The following is an 18,724-nucleotide window of genomic DNA, read 5'->3' as shown; positions in this document are numbered from 1 at the left end:
GTCAACCTTTGCCTACACCAGTTTACAAATCTTCTCGCTTACTGTAGGAAAGTGGTTTTGTGGCAGGACCCTCTAATACAGCCCCTTTTGCATCGAAACGAGAGCCGTGGCATGGACAATCCCATGACCGCTCGGCATTGTTCCATTTCACTGTACAACCGAGGTGCGTACAGGTCAGGTTGACGACATGGCACTGGTTATCCAAATCTCGATAAACGCCCTTGGTCTTCCCATCAATTTGTACGACCCCTCCCTCATCTAGCTGCAGGTCTTGTACATCTTTTCGTTCAAGCATCCGATTTACTGTCCCTTTCGTGAATTGAGCGGCAGTATCTAAGTTTGTTTTGAGAAATGCACTGATATCACTAGGTTTAACCGTTTGACGGAGCGGTGAGACCAGCTCAACGAATCGGTTCGCATGACCTGTGAGTTGGTCCGCGAGCAAGGTGCCGGCAGCGATTCCGTTCGTCATCCCCCATTTCGAAAATCCAGTCGCCACAAAGAGATCTGGTTCTCTCTTGAACATTTGCCCTACGTAAGGAAGTCCATCTAAGGTGATAAGATCTTGGGACGACCACCTATGAGATGCCCGATGCGTTCCAAAATGTGCCTGTGCGTCATTCTCCAATCGATCATATCGTAGACGCGTATCTGTGACTTGCCCAGCGGTATGCCCCTCACCTCCAACTAGTAAATAGCTTTTTTTGTTTTCACTATAGGATCGAAACGAGCGATTTTGCTGTCCAACCTCTAAATACATCCCTCTGAGTGGTCGACTCTCCACTTCGCAGGCAACGATATACGATTTTTTTATTGAAAACTTCGACACGTACAACCCGCGCAGGTCATTGAATGGATAGTGGGTCGCAATCACGACTTGATTTCCCTGTACCCTTCTACCGTTAGATGTAGTGACTACTGGACGTGGTCCCTGACTCACTTCCATCGCTCTAGAATTTTCATAAATCTTTCCTCCGAGACGAACAAAACGTTCCGCTAATTCACGTAAGTATTTCACGGGATGGAATTGAGCTTGGTCATGGATCACCAACGCCTGCTCGATCGAGAACGGGAGAGCCTTTCTCACTTCTTCCGTCGCTTCTCCTCCGTCAATCTTCAAACGACGATACGCATCCAGTTCTTTAGTAAGTTCTTCGTTCGGTTCCCTAGAGTAAAGAAACGATTGTTCATTCGCGTAATCGCAGTCAAACCCTTCTTCAATTTGTTTTTTTTGATAGATGAGCGCTTCTGAGTTGAACTCGTAATATAAACGAGCGATGGACTCATCAAAATGACGAATCAACTTTTGATAAATCGTCCCATGTTGAACCGAACATTTTGCCGTCGTATGTCCCGTCGTCCCATGTCCAATCTCTAACGCTTCTAGAAGCGTCACTTGTTTCCCTCGCTTTTGGAGTTCATAGGCGCAGACGAGTCCCGCAATCCCTGCCCCGATGACGACGACTTCGGTCGATTCCGAAACGGAAAGGGATGGGTACGGCGTCCCAGTATCATGTTGACGCCAAATGGAGTTCGTGAACGGATAACGATGCATGATGCATCCTCCTCTCTAAAAGTGACATCTTTACTCTTATACCCGAAACGCAGTTCTTTCATCGCCGATCAATCATTGACCTAGTTCTTTATTATATTAGCGAAAAAAAAGAGCGTTTTCTATTATGTTTAAAGAGTAACCAAAAAAGGAGGGACTTTTGTTGACCCGTAGAAGGAGACACCGAAGAAGAACGTACATCATGCGAAGAATGATTGCCGCGGTCGTTTTACTCGGAATCATCGCACTGATCCCGACGTTGGTCGGATTTAAACAAGATAAAGAAGCACCGACATTAGCAGAAGCGTCCACACCAAAAGCTGAACCGCTGAAGACAGGTCCGCTTTTCCCGGATATCGACATGGGTTCATGGAGTCCGAGTGAGACGAAGATGATTTCGGATGAGGAAATCTCTGTTGGTGCACTAACTTTCGTCAATGTGACCAAACAAGAGATATTAATCGATAAAAACGCCAATGATCGTGTGTTTCCAGCCAGTACGACCAAATTGATGACGGCACTGCTTGCTTATGAGAAGGCATCTGCAGCGAATGAACTCGACCAACCAATCATTACGATTCAACAGTCGACACTCGATATTCCATGGGACAGCCATATCGCGCATCTTGCCATCGGGGATACATTGACAGTTCGTCAAGCACTTTACGCCACGCTACTTGAATCCGGAAACGATGCTGCGAACAGCCTTGCGGAATACACGAGCGGGTCGACCGAGGCCTTCGTTCAATTGATGAATGATCGAGCAAAGGTTTTAGGATTGACTGGAACGCATTTCGTAAATGCGCATGGCTACTCGGATCCGAATCATTATACGACGGCGAACGACATGGCTAAAATCGCCTTCGCATTCAGTACATACCCGGAGTTGATTGAAATTGCCGGGACTTATGAATTTAAAGCCGAATTTAAAGATAAAGACGGTAACGGCAAACGTCGTTGGTGGTATCACCTCGGTTCATCGGTTAATGAACGAAGTGTCAACTACTCCAAGTTTGTGACCGCCACGAAGACGGGTTATACGGACGAATCCGGATATACCATGGTATTCATCATGAAACATAATACCGAAACTTATATCTTGGTTACGATGCAGGCGAAGTCTGGACAAACATTCCCGACGATGCGACTCGTTGAAGAAATAGCATTCAAATAAAGAAGTAAAGAGCATTCAAAGATGCTCTTTTTCTTATGATTAAAAATATGTTTTCTGAAAATTTTCCCATAAATATTACATTCATGTTACACAGGAAAGTCCTCAGCATTTCAAATATTCAGAATATTTAAACTTTTTATCTGAAAATTTTAGCCTCCATCCGTTGGTATAATGGGCTTTAGAGAAGTTTTTATGAAAAAGTGTCAGTTTGCAATCATTTCAAAGGTTCTGTAAGGTAAAGCACAAGTTCGCATTTTCAACTTTTGTTTTTAACTGTGTGATGTCTTCACACAATCGCGAACGAGTTGATTAAATAGATCTTTTAACTTAATAGGAGGTAATTCAATGCTATGGCAAGAATGGGTATCAATCGCGCTTTATCTCGTGATGATGCTTCTTATCGGATATGTTGCGTATAAACGAACGACCGATTCATCAGATTATATGTTAGGTGGCCGTAAAATGGGGCCAGGCGTTACAGCCATGTCAGCCGGAGCTTCGGATATGAGTGGTTGGATGTTAATGGGACTACCGGGTGCAATGTATGCAACTGGACTATCAGCAATTTGGTTAGCCGTTGGATTGGTCATCGGAGCTTACTTGAACTACTTGTTAGTTGCTCCACGACTTCGCGTCTTCACAGAGATGGCGAACGATTCGATTACGATTCCAGACTTCTTAGAGAATCGGTTCCGAGATCACTCGAACTGGCTACGGATCCTTTCTGCATCCGTCATCATCATCTTCTTCACGTTCTACACGTCAGCTGGACTTGTATCCGGCGGGAAGTTGTTTGAAAGCTCATTCGGATTAAATTATCAGACAGGTGTCATTGTCACAATTAGTGTCGTCATCTTATACACCCTCTTCGGTGGATTCACGGCAGTTAGTTGGACGGACTTCGCACAAGGTGTCATCATGTTCTTGGCGCTCGTGCTCGTACCATTCGTCGCTTTAACAGATATCGGTGGAGTAGACACTGCTGTCAACTCTGCAACGACAATCAATGCCGATTTGTTCGACCTCTTTAAAGGGACGACGACACTCGGGATTATCGGTCTCCTCGCTTGGGGACTTGGTTACTTCGGTCAGCCACACATCATTGTTCGCTTTATGGCAATCCGTGATGTGAAATCATTGAAAACGGCTCGTCGTATCGGGATGAGCTGGATGACAGTATCTATCATCGGTGCCGTCATGACAGGGTTCGTCGGAATCGCTTATTTCCGAGGACAAGGAAATCCACTCGGGGACCCGGAAACAGTCTTCATTCAATTTTCTGAAGTCTTGTTCCACCCGTTCATCACTGGTTTCTTATTGGCAGCTATCCTTGCTGCGGTCATGTCGACGGTATCGTCGCAATTGCTCGTCACATCATCTGCATTGACAGAAGACTTCTATCGTAAATTCTTCAACAAAGATGCAAGTGAGAAGACGATGGTCCTTGCCGGACGTGTTGGTGTCTTGCTAGTAGGAGTTGTAGCGACGCTCATGTCACTCAACCCATCAAGTACAATCCTCACACTCGTCGGATATGCATGGGCTGGATTCGGTTCTGCATTTGGACCAGCAATCCTCTTGTCACTTTACTGGAGCAAGATGACGCGTCAAGGTGCCCTCGCTGGTATCCTCGTCGGTGCCATTACCGTCATTCTCTGGATCGTCACTGGACTTTCGACAGTCCTTTATGAAATGGTACCTGGCTTCTTCTTAAGTATGTTGGCAATCGTGCTTGTCAGTAACTTTACTAGAAAGAAAGAACAAAAACGCATCAACCGTGAATTCGGTGAAATGGAAGCTGAATTGGCAGCTGCGAAGAAAGAGTAACGATTCACACAAAAACTCGGTTCCCTATAAAGGGACCGAGTTTTTGTGTTTTACATCGATGCTGCGATTAACCAGACACGAATCACAAACGGTACGAGAACCAATACGAACATTGCGTTTCGCATCCACCGATTTCGGTTCCAATAGTACGCCATTAGTACGAAGGGATGCAATGCAACCAATTCGTATGGATTGAACCAAAACCATGTGATAATCAATACGATTAAAAAGTACAATACTGATTTTTCTTTCGACGTTCGGTATTCACGCCACATATCATAGGCGCCTTTAAAGAAAGCAATGAATGTTGCAATCCAGAATACGATGACAATCACATTATCAAATCCACTAAACAACTGAGTAACCACCTTTTAGGAAGGATTTTCTACATAAAAACCGCCCCAGTAAATATGACGGTACGTAAACTCTTTTCCACTTTCTACAGTAATCACAATTTCATCTTCCGTCAACACGAGGACATGAACCGGTACCTCACCCTGGCGAAGCATCGGGCTAAATAATTGAAACTGTTTGTTTAACCATTTGCGCTCTGAAAAGTTTTGATAGTGATGTAGAGAAAGCATCGGATGGCTCAAGTATGCAGCTCCAACTATTGCGACAGCGATCGGTGGCGCGCCGATTTCCATCATGAACGAGAAGACGAGAACAAGTGATAGCACCCCATACGCGAACTCTACTAATTCCATGAGAGAAGCTCGGCTAGCTATCACATATTGAATCACACGAAACATGAGATACAAGATGATACTGACAATCAAGTACTCAGAGAATGGCGAATGTCGGAACGATACGTCTAAATAGAACAAGACAGGTAACAGGAGGATCCATTTCCATAGATGTAAGGCGAGGTAAAACAATGATTGATCGATGAAACGACGATTGTGTACGAGCCGTTGCATATCCATGTTTCCCACCTCCGCTTTGATGATGTGACCTTACGATACCATTCCCTATTCTTTCGAATGATAACTAGCAATTACACGTCTAACGAAGTTTTTCTTTCCTCTCGATTAACGTCGCATTCAACAGCCCACCAAGCAAGATGACAGAGGCAGCGAGATAGAACCAAATCAATAAGACGATGAACGCACCGAGTTGACCATAAAACTGCTCGTAGTTTGCGAATTGTGAATAGTAACTAAACACGTTCGAGACAAGCAGAATCCCTACTGTTGCAAAAGCGGCTCCGGCCCAACTATTTTTAAATGTTCCGGACACACTTGGCAACCACTTATATACAAATACGAATACAGTGAATAGAAGACCTGTTCCGATGATCCATCTGAAGTAAAACCAAATCTGCGCATATGTCGTGACAATCTCATCGATGAACAACACGTATGAAGAGATTTCTCGAAGTGCCGTCTCAATCACAGGGACGAGCAATGAAAATGGCAACACAAACATGAGCGCCAAGGTGATGGCGATATCCTGTAAGACGCCCCTCCAAAAGGCTTTATTACGAACAGCCCGGTAGGCATCGTTCAATGCCCGCACGAGAGATTGTACGGCCATCGATGAGATCCAGAGTGCTGGTAAGATACTGAATGATGCCAATTTCAATTTGGAGTTGTCGAATACGGCTTCAATGTTCCCTTCTAATAGCTTGTAACTGGCTTCAGGCATGATGAGTGATAACGCTTGAATCACATCGCCACTCGTAAACGGTAAAAATCCAACAATACCTAATACGAATAATAAGAACGGGAACGTAGATAAAATGAAATAATAGGCTAACATGGACGCTTGATCAAAAAAACGTTCTGTAAAAAATCGCTTGACGATTGTCAAAAATACTTGTTTCATCGATACTCTCTACTTTCTTTTTATAATATAATGCGGTATTTGAAATAATAAGTTCAAAATGAAGAGGAAGCCCCTGTTTGCCAGGGACGTCCCATTGATTGATGATCCTTCAACTAATTTCTTCTTTCTTTGTTTCCCACGCTTCAATATGTTCTTTACCAGGAAGTTCGACACCATCTTTAAAGAATTCCGGGTCTCTTCCTTCTTTCTTTTGGACCATATAGTCGTCGAGGAGCGTCTTGGCAACTTTACTCAATCGGAAAATCGCATACATGTTGACGAGTGCCATCAAGCCCATAAAGATGTCGGCAATCGACCAGACGAGTCCCGCAGATCGCACCGACCCGAACATGACCATCCCGACAACAGCAATCCGATAGATTATCAAATATCGCTTCTTCTCAGATATGAACTCGATGTTCGTCTCTCCATAATAATAATTGGCCAAAATCGAACAAAAAGCAAAAAGTAAGATGGCGACAGTCATGAGAGTCGTCGCAATCGGTCCGATTTCAACGAGAAGCGCCTCTTGGGCAAGCTCAATCCCTTGGAAAGCTTCAGAGCCTTCCACTCCTGAAATGAGGACAATCATCGCCGTTGCGGTACAGATGAACAAGGTGTCGACGAATACGCTAAGCGATTGAATCAATCCTTGCTTGACCGGGTGACTCACCTCAGCGGTAGCTGCGGCGTTCGGGGCAGACCCCATACCTGCCTCGTTCGAGAAGAGACCACGTCGAATTCCTTGGAGGACGGCTGCACCGACCGCACCACCGAACAACTGTTGGAAACCGAGGACACCTTCAGAGAAGATGGCGGAGAACACCTGTGGCACGACATCAAGATTCGTAAGGACGACCCAAATGGCGAGTAAGATATAACCGCCCGCCATGATTGGTACAATGATTCCCGATAAGGTCGAGATGGAACGAATCCCACCGAAGATGACGATAGCGGTGACAACGGACAAGATGATGCCGACCCAGACCGTATCGATCTCAAATACGTTATTCACGGAGAGTGCGATTGTATTCGCCTGGACGGAGTTAAACGCAAAACCGAACGCGAACGTAATCAAAATGGCAAATACGATGCCTAACCAGCGTGCACCGAGAGCCCGCTCAATATAGTACGCCGGACCACCGCGCCACGCCTTGCCGTCATGCACTTTATACACCTGGGCGAGCGTACTTTCAACAAACGCCGAAGCTGCTCCGATCAAGGCGATGAGCCACATCCAAAATACTGCCCCGGGACCTCCTAAGGCAATGGCCGTCGATACGCCGGCGATGTTCCCCGTACCGACACGGGCAGCCGTTCCGATGGCGAACGCTTGGAAAGATGAGACCTGTCCTTTCTCATGCTTGATTCCTTTCACGAATAAGAGTTTAAACATTTCCGGTAACATTCGAAATTGAACGAACCCCATCCGAATCGTAAAATAAAGACCTCCTGCAATCAATACGAAGATGAGAAGGTACGACCATAAATAGTCATTGATTTGCATAATCAGTTCACGAATATCCAACGAAATCGCCTCCTTTTATCGGGTTTTTACCCGGTCTGAATATGACGGAAACAGTATGTTCACCGCACTTCCTTTAGAATCTCTTCACAGAGACGATGTGTCTCGAGACTGTCTTCCGCGACAACGGAGGCGTTCGGTTCCCCACGAAGTAAACGTAAGAAGTCTTCCACAAGGTCGATAAACCCTCGACGTTTCAAATTCGACTCCCATGGGTCGAGTGACCATTCCTTCACACCGTCTCGTCCATAGTCTGTAATCCGCTCCACATCACGCGTGACCCGCTTCACGGTCGGTGACATGACTTCCATCACTTCTTCGGTGCAACCGTTGTCTCGGTTCATCCAACCGATTGCCTCGATTCCCCCTGCCTTGAAATGAATCATCACTTGTTTCAGCACATCCCCTTCAAATCGAGGTGTGACACGTAAACGTTCGACAGGCTGAAGGTCGGTCAAATAACGGAGCGTATCGACGACATGCACGAAATCCTCGATCACAAATTCACGAAGCGATGCCGGTTTATACGTTCTGTTCTTTTGAATGAAGACCATATTTTTTTCTTTTACTTGTTTAAGTGCCTTTGTAGCCGTGGCAAATCGGCGATTGAAGCCTGTGACGAGATGGACGCCTTTCTCTTTAGCAAGCGCGACGAGTCGTTCCGTCTCTCCAAGAGTGAACGTGATCGGTTTGTCGATGAAGACATGCTTTCCTTGCCGTAGACAATACTCGGCTTGCTCATAATGAACAGCTGTCGTCGAATGAATCATGACCGCATCGATTTCTGTCATCGGCACGGCGTGTAGGTCTGAGTACCCTCCTTTGAAACGAAAGGTCGAGATGATATCGTGTAACTTCTGTTCATTCCTTGAGACGAGATACACATCAACGTCCTTTAATCCGGCATATACAGGTAGATATGCTTTTTTGGCGACATCCCCGATGCCCACTACTAAAATATTCATTTGCTCACTCCTCCAATATTATGTAGAAAGCCCGAAGCGATTGCCTCGGGCTCACGTAATAGATACAATCTCAAAACTTGTGATCGGTTCACGAATCGCGTCAGATACAATCTGGTAAGCCGCATGTAATTCTTCTTGATTATTTAAGTCCGGCACACGGTCCATTTCTACCTCGACCGTCCGAGTGTTTTGTTCTTTCACATGTAACTGATATTCGACGGTATACTTTTCCATCATCTGTCCCCCTCTAATTATACATATGTTATGTATAACCTGTTAGACGGATGATGAAACAAGTGCGTTTGCTCTAATAAAACAGAAAATGACCGCTCAGTTGAACGGTCATCGATTCATTATTCTGATTTCGGTTTCGCGTCACGGTCCGGACGTGGACGGCGCTTTCCGAAGTATTGGTAATATTGCGTCTCGATATTTCCGTTGTACAGCTTCCGACGCTTCGTCGCCGGGCGCCCGTATGCCTTCTCGAAGTCTTCATAACTCGTCAACATGTAGACGCTGTAACCAGGGTATTTCGCATATTGCTCTCCGATTCGCTCGTACAAGTCGATAATTTCTTCTTCTGACTGAAGTCGTTCCCCATAAGGTGGGTTTCCGATGATGACCCCGTACTCTTCTTTCGGCTTCAGTGCGGCTGCGTCACTATGGACGAACGTGATTGCATCACGAACATCAGCGAGTTCCGCATTGTCTTTTGCAAGTTTCACCATCCGCGGATCGAGGTCGATTCCATAGATTTTTAACGGTTTATCCCACTCCGCCTTCTCATTCGCTTCATTGATTGCCGCATACCAGGCTTTTTTCGGGATGCATGTCCAATCCTGTGCGAAGTATTCACGGTTGATACCCGGCGCGATATTTCGTCCAATCATCGCCGCTTCGATGGCGAGCGTCCCTGAACCTGTAAATACGTCATAAAACGGCATGTCCGGACGCCAGTTTGTCAATTGAATCATCGCCGCTGCCATCGTCTCTTTGAGTGGAGCTTGCGAATGAAGCTCACGGTAGCCTCGACGGTGAAGTGGACCGGACGTATCGATCGTGATGGTCGCCACATCTTTCAAAAGAGCGACTTCGATTGGGAATTTCGCGCCTGACTTCGGCAACCATTCTCCCTCTTTACGATAGCCGCGTTGCATCGCTTCAACGATCGCCTTCTCCGTGATTTTCTGACAGTCACGAATCGAGAACAGCTTTGATTTGACCGAGCGTCCGTCGACCGTGAACGCCGCGTCCCACGGCATGAGGTCGGTCCATGGTAACGCTACGACCCCGTCAAACAATTCTGTAAACGTTGTCGCCTTGAACTCGGCAACGACGAGTTTGACCCGGTCTGCTGTCCGCAACCACATGTTCAGACGTGGGATGTCTTCCATTTCCGCATCGATATAAATCCGTCCGTTCTCGACTTCGCACGTGTATCCTAAATCCCTTACTTCTTTTGCCACAAGTGCCTCGATTCCCATCGCTGCCGTCGCAATCAGTTTGCGTTTTGCCATCTAAATCGCCTTCCTTCTACATAAATATCTTTCAGTCATTTTGTAAGTTGTAAAAAAATCAAGAAAAAAGGAGCTCAAGTATATGTGCTTGAACTCCTTGTCGTTGTCAGTTGAGACTATGTTGTCCTGTAAGCCATGTTCTGTACTCCGGTGCTCATAGCGGTCTCCCTGGCACGATGGAGTGACAATCATCTATCTGCGCACATCGGCGCCCTCCGTCCCGTTCGATTCCGGTCTGGAAGTTCCCCTACCATAGTTTGGGTTTCTCGCTCGTGGGGTTTACCTCGTTCCACTCTGAACGTTTCCGATCAGACTCCGTCACTGTGGCACTTTCAAGAAGCGGACACCATATCCGAGGACTTAGGTGTTTCTTCTGCCGTCAACTTGCGTTGCCTACACTTATCGTTTCGTGTAGCACGATCACTACAGCCATCACAGGCTGTGCGAGCATGGACTTTCCTCAAGACTTGTGTCCCGCGATTGTCCAGACTTCATAGTCACTTCAACCATTGTAGCTGAAATTTGAACGGTTGACAACTTAAATTCGAAACTTGATTTTACGTTCAGTCAGCGCTAAAATAAGGCGTGTTCATTGAATAAGGAGGGATTTTGATGAAAAAGAAAACAAAAAACGGTTGGATTCAACGTCTGACTTATGTAATAGAAATCGATGACATTAAAGTGCTCCACCCGAACAACGGCGTGTTCGCCTTCTACCGAAATAATCGTCTCGTCCGAGGGTTTGAACCGTTCGACATCAAGGCACCGAACGAACTCTCGAAACGACCTTATCATTTTGACCATCACAATTTAGCACATCTCGAGGAGCGCTTCCCGGACGCCATTCCAGTGTTCGATGAAACGAATGAGACGCGTCGCGCTTGGAGCGACCGTGTCCGAGTCGGTCTTTGCGAAATCATCCGAGATGGGAAACTCAGTTTCGAGCATATTGATGACCAAGGGAACGTATTAGAAGCGAGTATCCGTTGGTGTGGAGAAGCCATCACCATCGATTAAATAGAAAAAGCCGTCTCTCCGTTAGGAGTAGGCGGCTTTTTATCTTACAAGGTCTCTGTGACCGGAGGCTCGTCTTCGATGATTGGTGGCTCAAAAGATGTCGTCACCACTTTTTCGCGAAGGTCCGTCGGTTTAAGGATGACCGTCAGCTTCTGTGTCGTATTCCCTCTTACCGGGAATGTCCCGGCGATGTGGAGGGCTTCGTACAAGACCTTCCCATTTGAATCAAGTACCGTGACCGTGCCTTTTCGTGTCGTGTGAATCGAGAACGTCCCTTCTTCCGATACCTTTACAGACACTGCCGTCTTCAACGTGTTGACATAATCAATCGTTCGGCTCGTGTATCGCTTATGTTTTCCATCCGTGACTTGACCGACGATGCGATATTGTCCGCTCGGTAACCAATCCCCGCTCGAATACATCGTGAACGACCGATTTGGTGTGAGCGTCTTGACTTTCTTGTTCCCTTGATACAGTGTGAACGAGGACTTTAAGTTCGAATGGTTCATGACACTCAACTTAACATCATTCACGTATCGACTCTTCCACACCGAAGGGGCAGAGATGTGAATAGGGCGAGCCGTTGCCTCTAGCAGTTTCATCGCATTCAATTCCGTATAAGACTTTCTGGAGGCTTTTGGCATCTTCGCAATCAACTGGTCGATCTCACCAGGTGTCAAATAAGGATTGATCGATTTGACGAGCGCGAGGCTCGCCGTGACCATCGGTGCCGCCATCGAGGTCCCGTCCATAAAGACAAAGCGGTTGTTGATTCCTAGAGAGAGGATGTTCACACCTGGCGCCACGATTTTGACGCGATCGTCCATATTGCTAAAGCTCGCGAGACGATGTCTAGAATCGATTGCACCGACCGCGATTACCTCTTTCATGTTTGCAGGAAAATTGATCGTCTGTTTTCGATCATTTCCAGATGATGCGACGATAATGACCCCTTTCGCCCTTGCCCGTTTAATCGATGTGGCCAAACGACTATCATAATCATCCCCTCCAAGCGAGAGGTTGATGATGTTCGCCCCTTTCGCTACAGCCGTATCCACTGCATTGGCGACCGTCCAAGAGTCTGTTTTATCTGAATTCACCCCGTAGAACACATTATAAAAGTGATAGCGGACGTTCGGCGCGAGTCCGGCGATCCCAAAACGGTTATGTTTCCCGGCCATAATCCCAGCGGTATGTGTGCCATGAATATCCGCAGTGTATGGACCTTTCATGGAATTGACGACACGAGGAACGTTCTTCAAATCCGTATGGTTACGGTCAGCTGACGAGTCAATCAGCGCCACAACGATATCAGTTGCGCCTCTCGTCTTATTCCAGGCCAAATCCATACCGATTTGCTTCACATAATATTGGCTCGTGACTTGTGGTTCTGAGACGACGTAACCATGTTTCTTAAGGATGACCGGCTGTGCTGCATCTACTCCGACCGGCAGTAAAAGGGCAATCGCTGTCAAAAGGGCAATCTTTTTCATTCCTTCCGCTCCATTCCAAACTGATAAAGTGACTCCATTATCTCAAACTTTGGATTAGATTTCCCTTTTTTTGAATAAAAAGTTGTCGCTAAGTTTACCAATAGCTCGGCTCATCCGGGTGCAGCATATCAAACTCGACAATTCGTCCAATCGTCAAGTACGTATAGTAGCGCGCCAGTTCCACCCGGCTTGGGTCGGGACGGAATCCTTCGAGGTCCTCTCCAAGTGGAGACCCGTCAATGGTCTCAAACTGCTGGCAAAAAAAAGACTCCGTTTCAGCGTCCCAGACGATGCGATCTCCGATATATCCGCTTCCGAAGCGAATGTAATCGATGATCGACGGAACGATGACTTCTGCTGGCAAGCGTTCGCTCATCCGACCAACGAGTTCATATCGCAGACGATCTGCCTGATCGGCTTCCTCAAGGGATGCACATTTGAGTACTTCTTTATTGATTTCAATCAATACGACATAATCCCCAGATTCGATGGAGAGCTTCATTGCCTCACCTCACTTTTTCATTCCTACATCCGATTCTCTACAAGTCATTATTCGAGATAAATGGTGGGAATCCTGTCCATTCCTCATTTTTTTCCAAATCGCAGTTGAGTTCACAACATTCTAACTGTTTTTGTTATACTAATCATATGAATTAAGAGAGGAAGTGCACCATGGCCAAACGACCGCTGACCCCTCGAGAAAGTGAGTTGATTGCGACCGCGTTATTTGTTGTCGGAAGCGTTCCCTATTCAGGACATATCGATCGTCTCGAATCCCTCACCTTACGTGATATCGCTGATGACTATTTGAATGGAACTGCCACTTCCGCAGACGCGATCGACGCACTCGACCAATACATCTACGTCCGGCGTCATCGTTTTAAAAACGTGACCCCTCACAACCTTTGGACATTGGATGATCGGACTGAACAAGAAGCATTGCGTCATATTTCCAAGCGACACGAATTGAAAAAGGGTCAGACGTTGAATAAACGGAATCAACCGTTTCAAGCAGGACAAGAAATCGAGTTCAAGGTGGACAAACATGTCGACCGTGGACAATTCCGCATCTACATCGGAAAACTTCAAGGGTATACGTGTAAAGCCCAGTCAAAAGAACGTGAAAAGCTGAAGTCAGTGTCAGGATGGATCACACATATTGACCCGAAAGACCGATTGGTATTTGTCAACGTGACAGACTTCGGACGGATGCCAATCGAACCTGCAATGAAACAAGAACTTGAATCGATGAGCGCTTCGATGCTCGGTTGGTTCGCCACGGCAACAATCCCTTCTGAAGAAGAATCGCTCCTTGCCAAACGGATGATTGCCACGTTGCAGCGACGCGATCAACCGTATTGGTTCACGCTGACGACCGCGTTGAACCACCCTCGTCCAGAACATGTGAAACGCTGGGGAACAGTCGTGAATCTTCTCGTCAAAGCGAGTAACGGTGACCAAAAGGCCATCCAAACATTAGAGACACAAGAAGACAAATACTTTAAGGATGCGTTCATCCGCGCCCTCCGTGCCCTTCATCAAGAGATGACGAAGCAATAAAGCTGATACGATTCGAGGTGACTCCGCATGGGTCACCTCGTTTCGTGTCGAACCTATTTAGGAAAGGAACGACCGCTATGCGTATACTCATCGTAGAAGACGACCCCTCCATTTTACGCCTTGTGAAAGAAACGTTCGAGGATGCGGGTCATGAGGTGTTGACAGCGACCGACGGGAACACAGGCGAAGAACGTTTCACGATGCAACCAATCGATGCCGCGATTGTCGACATCATGCTCCCAGGGCTTGACGGTCGTGAATTGTGTCGACGAATCAAGGCGACTCTCGATATTCCCGTCATTTTACTAACCGCTCTCGATGAATGGGAGGATAAGCGTCAAGGATTCGTTCATGGGGCAGACGACTATGTGACCAAACCGTTCATCCCTGAGGAGTTACTCTTTCGATTGCAAGCCGTCTCGCGACGTTATCAACGTTCTGCCGCTTCACAAATTCAAGCCGGTCCTCTTCGACTCGATTTAAGAGAATACGAGGTGACGCTTGAGGGTCAGCTGTTCTATCTCCCTAAAAAAGAGTTTGAACTATTATTTCAACTCGCCTCTTTTCCGGGAAGAGTGTATCGTCGTGAGGAGTTAATTGATTTGGTATGGGGATTTGATTTCGAGGGGGATGAGCGAACAGTTGATGTTCATATCAAGCGACTTCGTAATCGGTTCGATCACCCTGCTCTGACAATTCGAACCGTACGAGGTGTCGGATATTCGCTCGAGGTGAACGGATGAAGACACTCTACACGCGAATCATCGTCACGATGTTCTTGATTTTACTTCTATCCGGAGCCATCTCCCTGTTGATCAGCAATGTAGCTTATTACAAGTGGTGGCAACCTTCCTATAGCGAGAAGACGGAACGGGTCGCCAAAATAGCGGAGTCGTATGTCGAGAACCATACCGATTTAGACTATGATGCCTTCTATACTTTCTTAGCTGCGACCGGATATCAACTGGTCGTCGTGGATGCGACTGACGAACGTCGACGTTTTGGCGGTGCCTTTCGGGATGAGACTATCTCTGACACAGTGATTCAATCCGTTCGGAACGGGGCTCCATATCAGGGAATGCGTGACTTTCCGTTTCATCTCTTCTTGCTCGGATTGTTCGATAACGAACTGACGAACACATATGGATTTACACTTGAAAACGGGGACGTCATCTTTATTCGTCCGGATTTGAGTGCCCAAATCCGCGAGTTACATCTGTTCGTCGGTCTATTTTTCGCACTCGTTACCCTCTTGGCATTTGGCTTGATTGCCATCTCGACAAGGTCCCTGGTCCGCCCGTTACAGACGCTCACGAATGCGACCACATCCGTCGCCATGCGTAAAGCTCCGGAACATCTCCCCGTCGAGCGTCAAGATGAAATCGGAACATTGGCACGACAATTTCAAAACATGTCAAATGAGATCGATCGTACCGAAGCGAGACAGCGACGATTCGTTTCGAATGTCTCCCATGAATTTCAATCTCCTTTGACCTCCCTAGGTGGCTATGCAGAAAAATTAGCTGACGGTACGGAAGGTGAATCAAGAGAATATGCGCGTGTCATCGAACAGGAGACGAAGCGTCTATCCCAATTGACGAAGCAACTGCTGCTTTTATCACGATTGGATGAAAATCCCCCGATTCTCGAGACAAACGTGAATGTGCTTCAATCGGTATCCGAAGTCATTCAAACGAACGCTTTAAATCTTGATCAAAAAGGGATCGCCGTCGTTACCGACATCCCACAAGACGTAGTCTTGAAGAGTGACCCGGTTCTACTCGCACAAGTTTGGAACAATGTATTGATGAACGCCGTTCATGCTTCACATGATGGAGGCACAATCCACATCACCTGTACCGTCGACCCAGGTATCGTCATCTCGGTTACGGATGAAGGGGTTGGGATGGACGACGAGACAAAAGAGCACCTGTTCGACCGCTTCTATCGCGGGGACACGGCTCGAACGACTCAAGGGACAGGTCTCGGTCTTGCCATCACCTCAGATATCATCGACCTACATGGCGGAAACATCACAGTCGAGTCAAACCTCGGAACCGGCACCACGGTTCATTTACATTTTTGATGTCGTTCATATTCTGTTCATATTGATTACGTACACTTCCTTCATCAGCACTTGAAGGAGGTTTTTTTTTTTAGTTAGGTTGGAAAGAGATGTGGAGACAGAAAAGAAAGTTTTCCATGTTGTTCGTGATCACATTATTGATTGTCATGTTGACGACACTCATCACAGGGCTAGCAGACGGTCTCGCATATGATAACGGTTCTGCCTTGCACGAATTGAATGCTACTACGTATCAACTTGATCCGGACTCAGAAGGTCAATTGACACGATCGTTTATAGACGTCACAGCGGATACTTCAAACGAAACGATGAGCGTCCGACAGCTCACGGTCACAATTGATGGAAAAAAAGAAGAGGTCACGCTATTCGCCCTTCCAAGTGGAAGTAATATTGGCCCAGGTACTTATCTAGAAACAGGTGAAGTCTTGTTTGACCCAAGTCTTTCAGAACAGCTTGGAACAGGTGACACGTTGACCGACTTTGCGTCCGAATATCGTTTTACGATCGCCGGTGAGGCGCCTGGACGCTACAGTCATGGACCGGTGATTTACACGACGAACGAGACGTGGTTCGATTATTTGGATTACTCCGAACAACGTCCATATGTATCGGCTGAGATTGGAACGGAATCCACGATGTCCAATCCGCTCGTCATGAGTCAACAAGATTTGATTGAGTCGGTTCCTGGATATAGTGCCGAGCAAAGCACATTCACGATGATGCGTGCTTTTCTACTCGTGATCGGAACATTTATTTTGACCGCATTCTTTTATTTGTTCACGCTTCAAAAGTTACCTGAACTCGGAATTCTGAAGGCAATCGGTCTCTCTCCTCGAATCATCGGACGGGCACTGCTCTTTCAGGTCATCGTCATCGTATCTGCCGCAGTCGCCACATCGATCGGGTTCATGTACGTCGTCGATGCGTTGATTCCATCATCGTTACCGTTTCTCGTCGACTTCGGTCATGTCGCGCTATTCGGGTCCATGTTCATTTTCTTATCTGTTCTTGGCGCGTTGTTACCGTTATGGAAACTACGTCAAGTCGACGCAATTGAAATCATAGGAGGAAAAGCATCATGAGGTTAAGCCATGTATCACATCAGTTTGACGGTCAGCTCGTATTGAATGACATCGAGTTACATGTATCGCCAGGGGAATGCGTTGCCATCGTCGGTCCGAGTGGTAGCGGGAAGAGTACATTGTTATACATCCTCGGTCTATTGCGAAAACCAGATCAAGGAGCATTTTTGATGAACGAACGGGACGTATTCGAATTAGATGAGGAACAACGTCGTCTGTTACGTCTACATGAAGTCGGGTTCGTGTTTCAGCAGGCCCACCTGATTCCCTACTTGACAGTGCTCGAGCAACTTGAGCTGATTCAGGAGAAGAGACAGATGGATGCGAAACAACTATTGACCGACCTCGGCTTAGGACACCGCCTGCATCATCTCCCGTCGACATTGTCGGGAGGTGAAAAGCAACGTGTCGCCGTCGCACGTGCCTTGATCAACTCCCCGCAACTCATTTTGGCAGATGAACCGACGGCGAGTCTTGATTATGAGAATGGACGACGTGTGATGGAGTTATTGGCCAAACAAGCACATGAAGAAGGGAGACGTGTCGTCGTCATCACACATGATGAACGCATGCTCGATGTGTGTGATCGCGTCCTTCGTGTGATTGACGGTACCTTGACCGAGCTCAACAAGGAAGAAGGGCATCACGACCAATTTGATGCAATTGATGAGTGAGCCATCCTCCAAGGCGAATGGCAACAAGGATTGATCCGTTCTCTGAAATGGTCGCCTCTTCGATACTCATCAATCGTTCGATGATATGATTCGATTCGAGTCGAATCCCCGAAAGACAGGAGAGTGCGCGAACGATTTCCTCTGGTCGACATTCGACTAGACGCGCAATCTCTTGTACCTCGGTGAGGAGGCTTGTTTGGTTATATAGAAAATAACCGTCGAGAATAACATCAAATACGAGTCCGATGATTCGTTCATCTCCTTCAATCGTCCACGAGAACGTTACTCCCCGTTCAAGCATCCCCTTTCTGTCGCTCAACACCATTTGTATCATTCGATAGATCTCTGACCTCTCCATATAGATATCCCCACCCTCCTGCTGTTGTCACTCCATCGTATCGTTCAAAATCATGTCTTTCCATGTG

Annotated in this window: 19 protein-coding genes and 1 other RNA gene; 8 read left to right on the top strand and 12 right to left on the bottom strand. The window is 46.8% G+C overall.

What is annotated here, in order from left to right; all coding sequences use genetic code 11:
- Window positions 1-22: 22 nt before the first annotated feature.
- Window positions 23-1,555, bottom strand: a complete 1,533-nt coding sequence (locus BBB58_RS09350) for an FAD-dependent oxidoreductase (RefSeq protein ID WP_074036978.1) — start codon at window positions 1,553-1,555, stop codon at window positions 23-25.
- 199 nt (window positions 1,556-1,754) lie between these two features.
- On the opposite strand from BBB58_RS09350, the gene BBB58_RS09345 reads away from it, so the two are divergent.
- Window positions 1,755-2,726, top strand: a complete 972-nt coding sequence (locus BBB58_RS09345) for a D-alanyl-D-alanine carboxypeptidase family protein (protein ID WP_074036977.1) — start codon at window positions 1,755-1,757, stop codon at window positions 2,724-2,726.
- Window positions 2,727-3,071: 345 nt separating this feature from the next.
- Window positions 3,072-4,553: a sodium/proline symporter PutP gene (gene putP / locus BBB58_RS09340; RefSeq protein ID WP_074036976.1), complete on the top strand. Its 1,482-nt coding sequence runs from the start codon at window positions 3,072-3,074 to the stop codon at window positions 4,551-4,553.
- A gap of 50 nt (window positions 4,554-4,603) precedes the next feature.
- Here the strand turns inward: putP and BBB58_RS09335 are convergent, their stop codons facing one another.
- From BBB58_RS09335 to rnpB, 8 genes are all read right to left on the bottom strand, one after another.
- Window positions 4,604-4,909, bottom strand: a complete 306-nt coding sequence (locus tag BBB58_RS09335) for a hypothetical protein (protein ID WP_074036975.1) — start codon at window positions 4,907-4,909, stop codon at window positions 4,604-4,606.
- Between the two features lie 15 nt (window positions 4,910-4,924).
- Window positions 4,925-5,479, bottom strand: coding sequence for a hypothetical protein (locus BBB58_RS09330; RefSeq protein WP_074036974.1), 555 nt, complete (start codon window positions 5,477-5,479; stop codon window positions 4,925-4,927).
- Between the two features lie 79 nt (window positions 5,480-5,558).
- Window positions 5,559-6,380, bottom strand: a complete 822-nt coding sequence (locus tag BBB58_RS09325) for a YihY/virulence factor BrkB family protein (RefSeq protein ID WP_074036973.1) — start codon at window positions 6,378-6,380, stop codon at window positions 5,559-5,561.
- A 109-nt stretch (window positions 6,381-6,489) separates the two neighbouring features.
- Window positions 6,490-7,908, bottom strand: a complete 1,419-nt coding sequence (locus BBB58_RS09320; RefSeq protein WP_208606708.1) for an alanine/glycine:cation symporter family protein — start codon at window positions 7,906-7,908, stop codon at window positions 6,490-6,492.
- 59 nt (window positions 7,909-7,967) lie between these two features.
- A complete protein-coding gene (locus tag BBB58_RS09315) occupies window positions 7,968-8,870 on the bottom strand; it encodes a Gfo/Idh/MocA family protein (protein WP_074036972.1) in 903 nt (300 codons plus the stop codon).
- Between the two features lie 51 nt (window positions 8,871-8,921).
- Complete coding sequence (locus BBB58_RS09310) at window positions 8,922-9,104, bottom strand: hypothetical protein (RefSeq protein WP_230872813.1); 183 nt, start codon at window positions 9,102-9,104, stop codon at window positions 8,922-8,924.
- Window positions 9,105-9,223: 119 nt separating this feature from the next.
- The gene (locus BBB58_RS09305) at window positions 9,224-10,387 is read right to left on the bottom strand and encodes a THUMP domain-containing class I SAM-dependent RNA methyltransferase (RefSeq protein ID WP_074036970.1); all 1,164 of its coding nucleotides are present in this window, start codon (window positions 10,385-10,387) and stop codon (window positions 9,224-9,226) included.
- Between the two features lie 124 nt (window positions 10,388-10,511).
- Window positions 10,512-10,879: RNase P RNA component class B (gene rnpB / locus BBB58_RS09300), an RNA gene on the bottom strand.
- A 120-nt stretch (window positions 10,880-10,999) separates the two neighbouring features.
- On the opposite strand from rnpB, the gene BBB58_RS09295 reads away from it, so the two are divergent.
- A complete protein-coding gene (locus BBB58_RS09295; protein ID WP_074036969.1) occupies window positions 11,000-11,404 on the top strand; it encodes a hypothetical protein in 405 nt (134 codons plus the stop codon).
- Window positions 11,405-11,448: 44 nt separating this feature from the next.
- On the opposite strand, the gene BBB58_RS09290 is transcribed toward BBB58_RS09295, so the two are convergent.
- Both BBB58_RS09290 and BBB58_RS09285 read right to left on the bottom strand, forming a co-directional pair.
- Window positions 11,449-12,897 carry a S8 family peptidase gene (locus tag BBB58_RS09290; RefSeq protein ID WP_074036968.1) on the bottom strand — a complete coding sequence of 483 codons (1,449 nt, stop codon included), beginning with the start codon at window positions 12,895-12,897 and terminating at the stop codon, window positions 11,449-11,451.
- 94 nt (window positions 12,898-12,991) lie between these two features.
- Window positions 12,992-13,399, bottom strand: coding sequence for a hypothetical protein (locus BBB58_RS09285; protein WP_074036967.1), 408 nt, complete (start codon window positions 13,397-13,399; stop codon window positions 12,992-12,994).
- A gap of 170 nt (window positions 13,400-13,569) precedes the next feature.
- On the opposite strand from BBB58_RS09285, the gene BBB58_RS09280 reads away from it, so the two are divergent.
- From BBB58_RS09280 to BBB58_RS09260, 5 genes are all read left to right on the top strand, one after another.
- A complete protein-coding gene (locus BBB58_RS09280; RefSeq protein ID WP_074036966.1) occupies window positions 13,570-14,457 on the top strand; it encodes a hypothetical protein in 888 nt (295 codons plus the stop codon).
- 77 nt (window positions 14,458-14,534) lie between these two features.
- Window positions 14,535-15,200: a response regulator transcription factor gene (locus tag BBB58_RS09275; RefSeq protein WP_074036965.1), complete on the top strand. Its 666-nt coding sequence runs from the start codon at window positions 14,535-14,537 to the stop codon at window positions 15,198-15,200.
- A complete protein-coding gene (locus tag BBB58_RS09270) occupies window positions 15,197-16,543 on the top strand; it encodes a sensor histidine kinase (RefSeq protein ID WP_074036964.1) in 1,347 nt (448 codons plus the stop codon). The genes BBB58_RS09275 and BBB58_RS09270 overlap by 4 nt, the downstream gene beginning before the upstream one ends.
- An 89-nt stretch (window positions 16,544-16,632) precedes the next feature.
- On the top strand, window positions 16,633-17,625 hold the full coding sequence (locus BBB58_RS09265) for an ABC transporter permease (RefSeq protein WP_074036963.1): 993 nt from the start codon (window positions 16,633-16,635) through the stop codon (window positions 17,623-17,625).
- The gene (locus BBB58_RS09260; protein WP_074036962.1) at window positions 17,622-18,299 is read left to right on the top strand and encodes an ABC transporter ATP-binding protein; all 678 of its coding nucleotides are present in this window, start codon (window positions 17,622-17,624) and stop codon (window positions 18,297-18,299) included. Before BBB58_RS09265 ends, BBB58_RS09260 begins: the two co-directional genes overlap by 4 nt.
- On the opposite strand, the gene BBB58_RS09255 is transcribed toward BBB58_RS09260, so the two are convergent.
- Window positions 18,250-18,657 (bottom strand): hypothetical protein, encoded by a 408-nt coding sequence (locus BBB58_RS09255; RefSeq protein WP_074036961.1) that lies wholly within the window; start codon window positions 18,655-18,657, stop codon window positions 18,250-18,252. The genes BBB58_RS09260 and BBB58_RS09255 overlap by 50 nt on opposite strands.
- Window positions 18,658-18,724 lie beyond the last annotated feature (67 nt).

The organism is Exiguobacterium profundum (assembly GCF_001909285.1).
GTDB lineage: Bacteria > Bacillota > Bacilli > Exiguobacteriales > Exiguobacteriaceae > Exiguobacterium > Exiguobacterium profundum.
The sequence above is the reverse complement of the archived record's forward strand: the minus strand, read 5'-3'. Positions and strand labels throughout refer to the sequence as shown.

Excerpts from the sequence above, each read along its gene's own strand:
- putP (WP_074036976.1), top strand. The coding sequence starts at position 3,072 with ATGCTATGGCAAGAATGGGTATCAATCGCGCTTTATCTCGTGATGATG.
- BBB58_RS09315 (WP_074036972.1), bottom strand. The coding sequence starts at position 8,870 with ATGAATATTTTAGTAGTGGGCATCGGGGATGTCGCCAAAAAAGCATAT.
- BBB58_RS09290 (WP_074036968.1), bottom strand. The coding sequence starts at position 12,897 with ATGAAAAAGATTGCCCTTTTGACAGCGATTGCCCTTTTACTGCCGGTC.
- BBB58_RS09265 (WP_074036963.1), top strand. The coding sequence starts at position 16,633 with ATGTGGAGACAGAAAAGAAAGTTTTCCATGTTGTTCGTGATCACATTA.
- BBB58_RS09325 (WP_074036973.1), bottom strand. The coding sequence starts at position 6,380 with ATGAAACAAGTATTTTTGACAATCGTCAAGCGATTTTTTACAGAACGT.
- BBB58_RS09350 (WP_074036978.1), bottom strand. The coding sequence starts at position 1,555 with ATGCATCGTTATCCGTTCACGAACTCCATTTGGCGTCAACATGATACT.
- BBB58_RS09270 (WP_074036964.1), top strand. The coding sequence starts at position 15,197 with ATGAAGACACTCTACACGCGAATCATCGTCACGATGTTCTTGATTTTA.
- BBB58_RS09305 (WP_074036970.1), bottom strand. The coding sequence starts at position 10,387 with ATGGCAAAACGCAAACTGATTGCGACGGCAGCGATGGGAATCGAGGCA.
- BBB58_RS09345 (WP_074036977.1), top strand. The coding sequence starts at position 1,755 with ATGCGAAGAATGATTGCCGCGGTCGTTTTACTCGGAATCATCGCACTG.
- BBB58_RS09260 (WP_074036962.1), top strand. The coding sequence starts at position 17,622 with ATGAGGTTAAGCCATGTATCACATCAGTTTGACGGTCAGCTCGTATTG.
- BBB58_RS09310 (WP_230872813.1), bottom strand. The coding sequence starts at position 9,104 with ATGGAAAAGTATACCGTCGAATATCAGTTACATGTGAAAGAACAAAAC.
- BBB58_RS09275 (WP_074036965.1), top strand. The coding sequence starts at position 14,535 with ATGCGTATACTCATCGTAGAAGACGACCCCTCCATTTTACGCCTTGTG.
- BBB58_RS09255 (WP_074036961.1), bottom strand. The coding sequence starts at position 18,657 with ATGGAGAGGTCAGAGATCTATCGAATGATACAAATGGTGTTGAGCGAC.
- BBB58_RS09285 (WP_074036967.1), bottom strand. The coding sequence starts at position 13,399 with ATGAAGCTCTCCATCGAATCTGGGGATTATGTCGTATTGATTGAAATC.
- BBB58_RS09295 (WP_074036969.1), top strand. The coding sequence starts at position 11,000 with ATGAAAAAGAAAACAAAAAACGGTTGGATTCAACGTCTGACTTATGTA.
- BBB58_RS09330 (WP_074036974.1), bottom strand. The coding sequence starts at position 5,479 with ATGGATATGCAACGGCTCGTACACAATCGTCGTTTCATCGATCAATCA.
- BBB58_RS09280 (WP_074036966.1), top strand. The coding sequence starts at position 13,570 with ATGGCCAAACGACCGCTGACCCCTCGAGAAAGTGAGTTGATTGCGACC.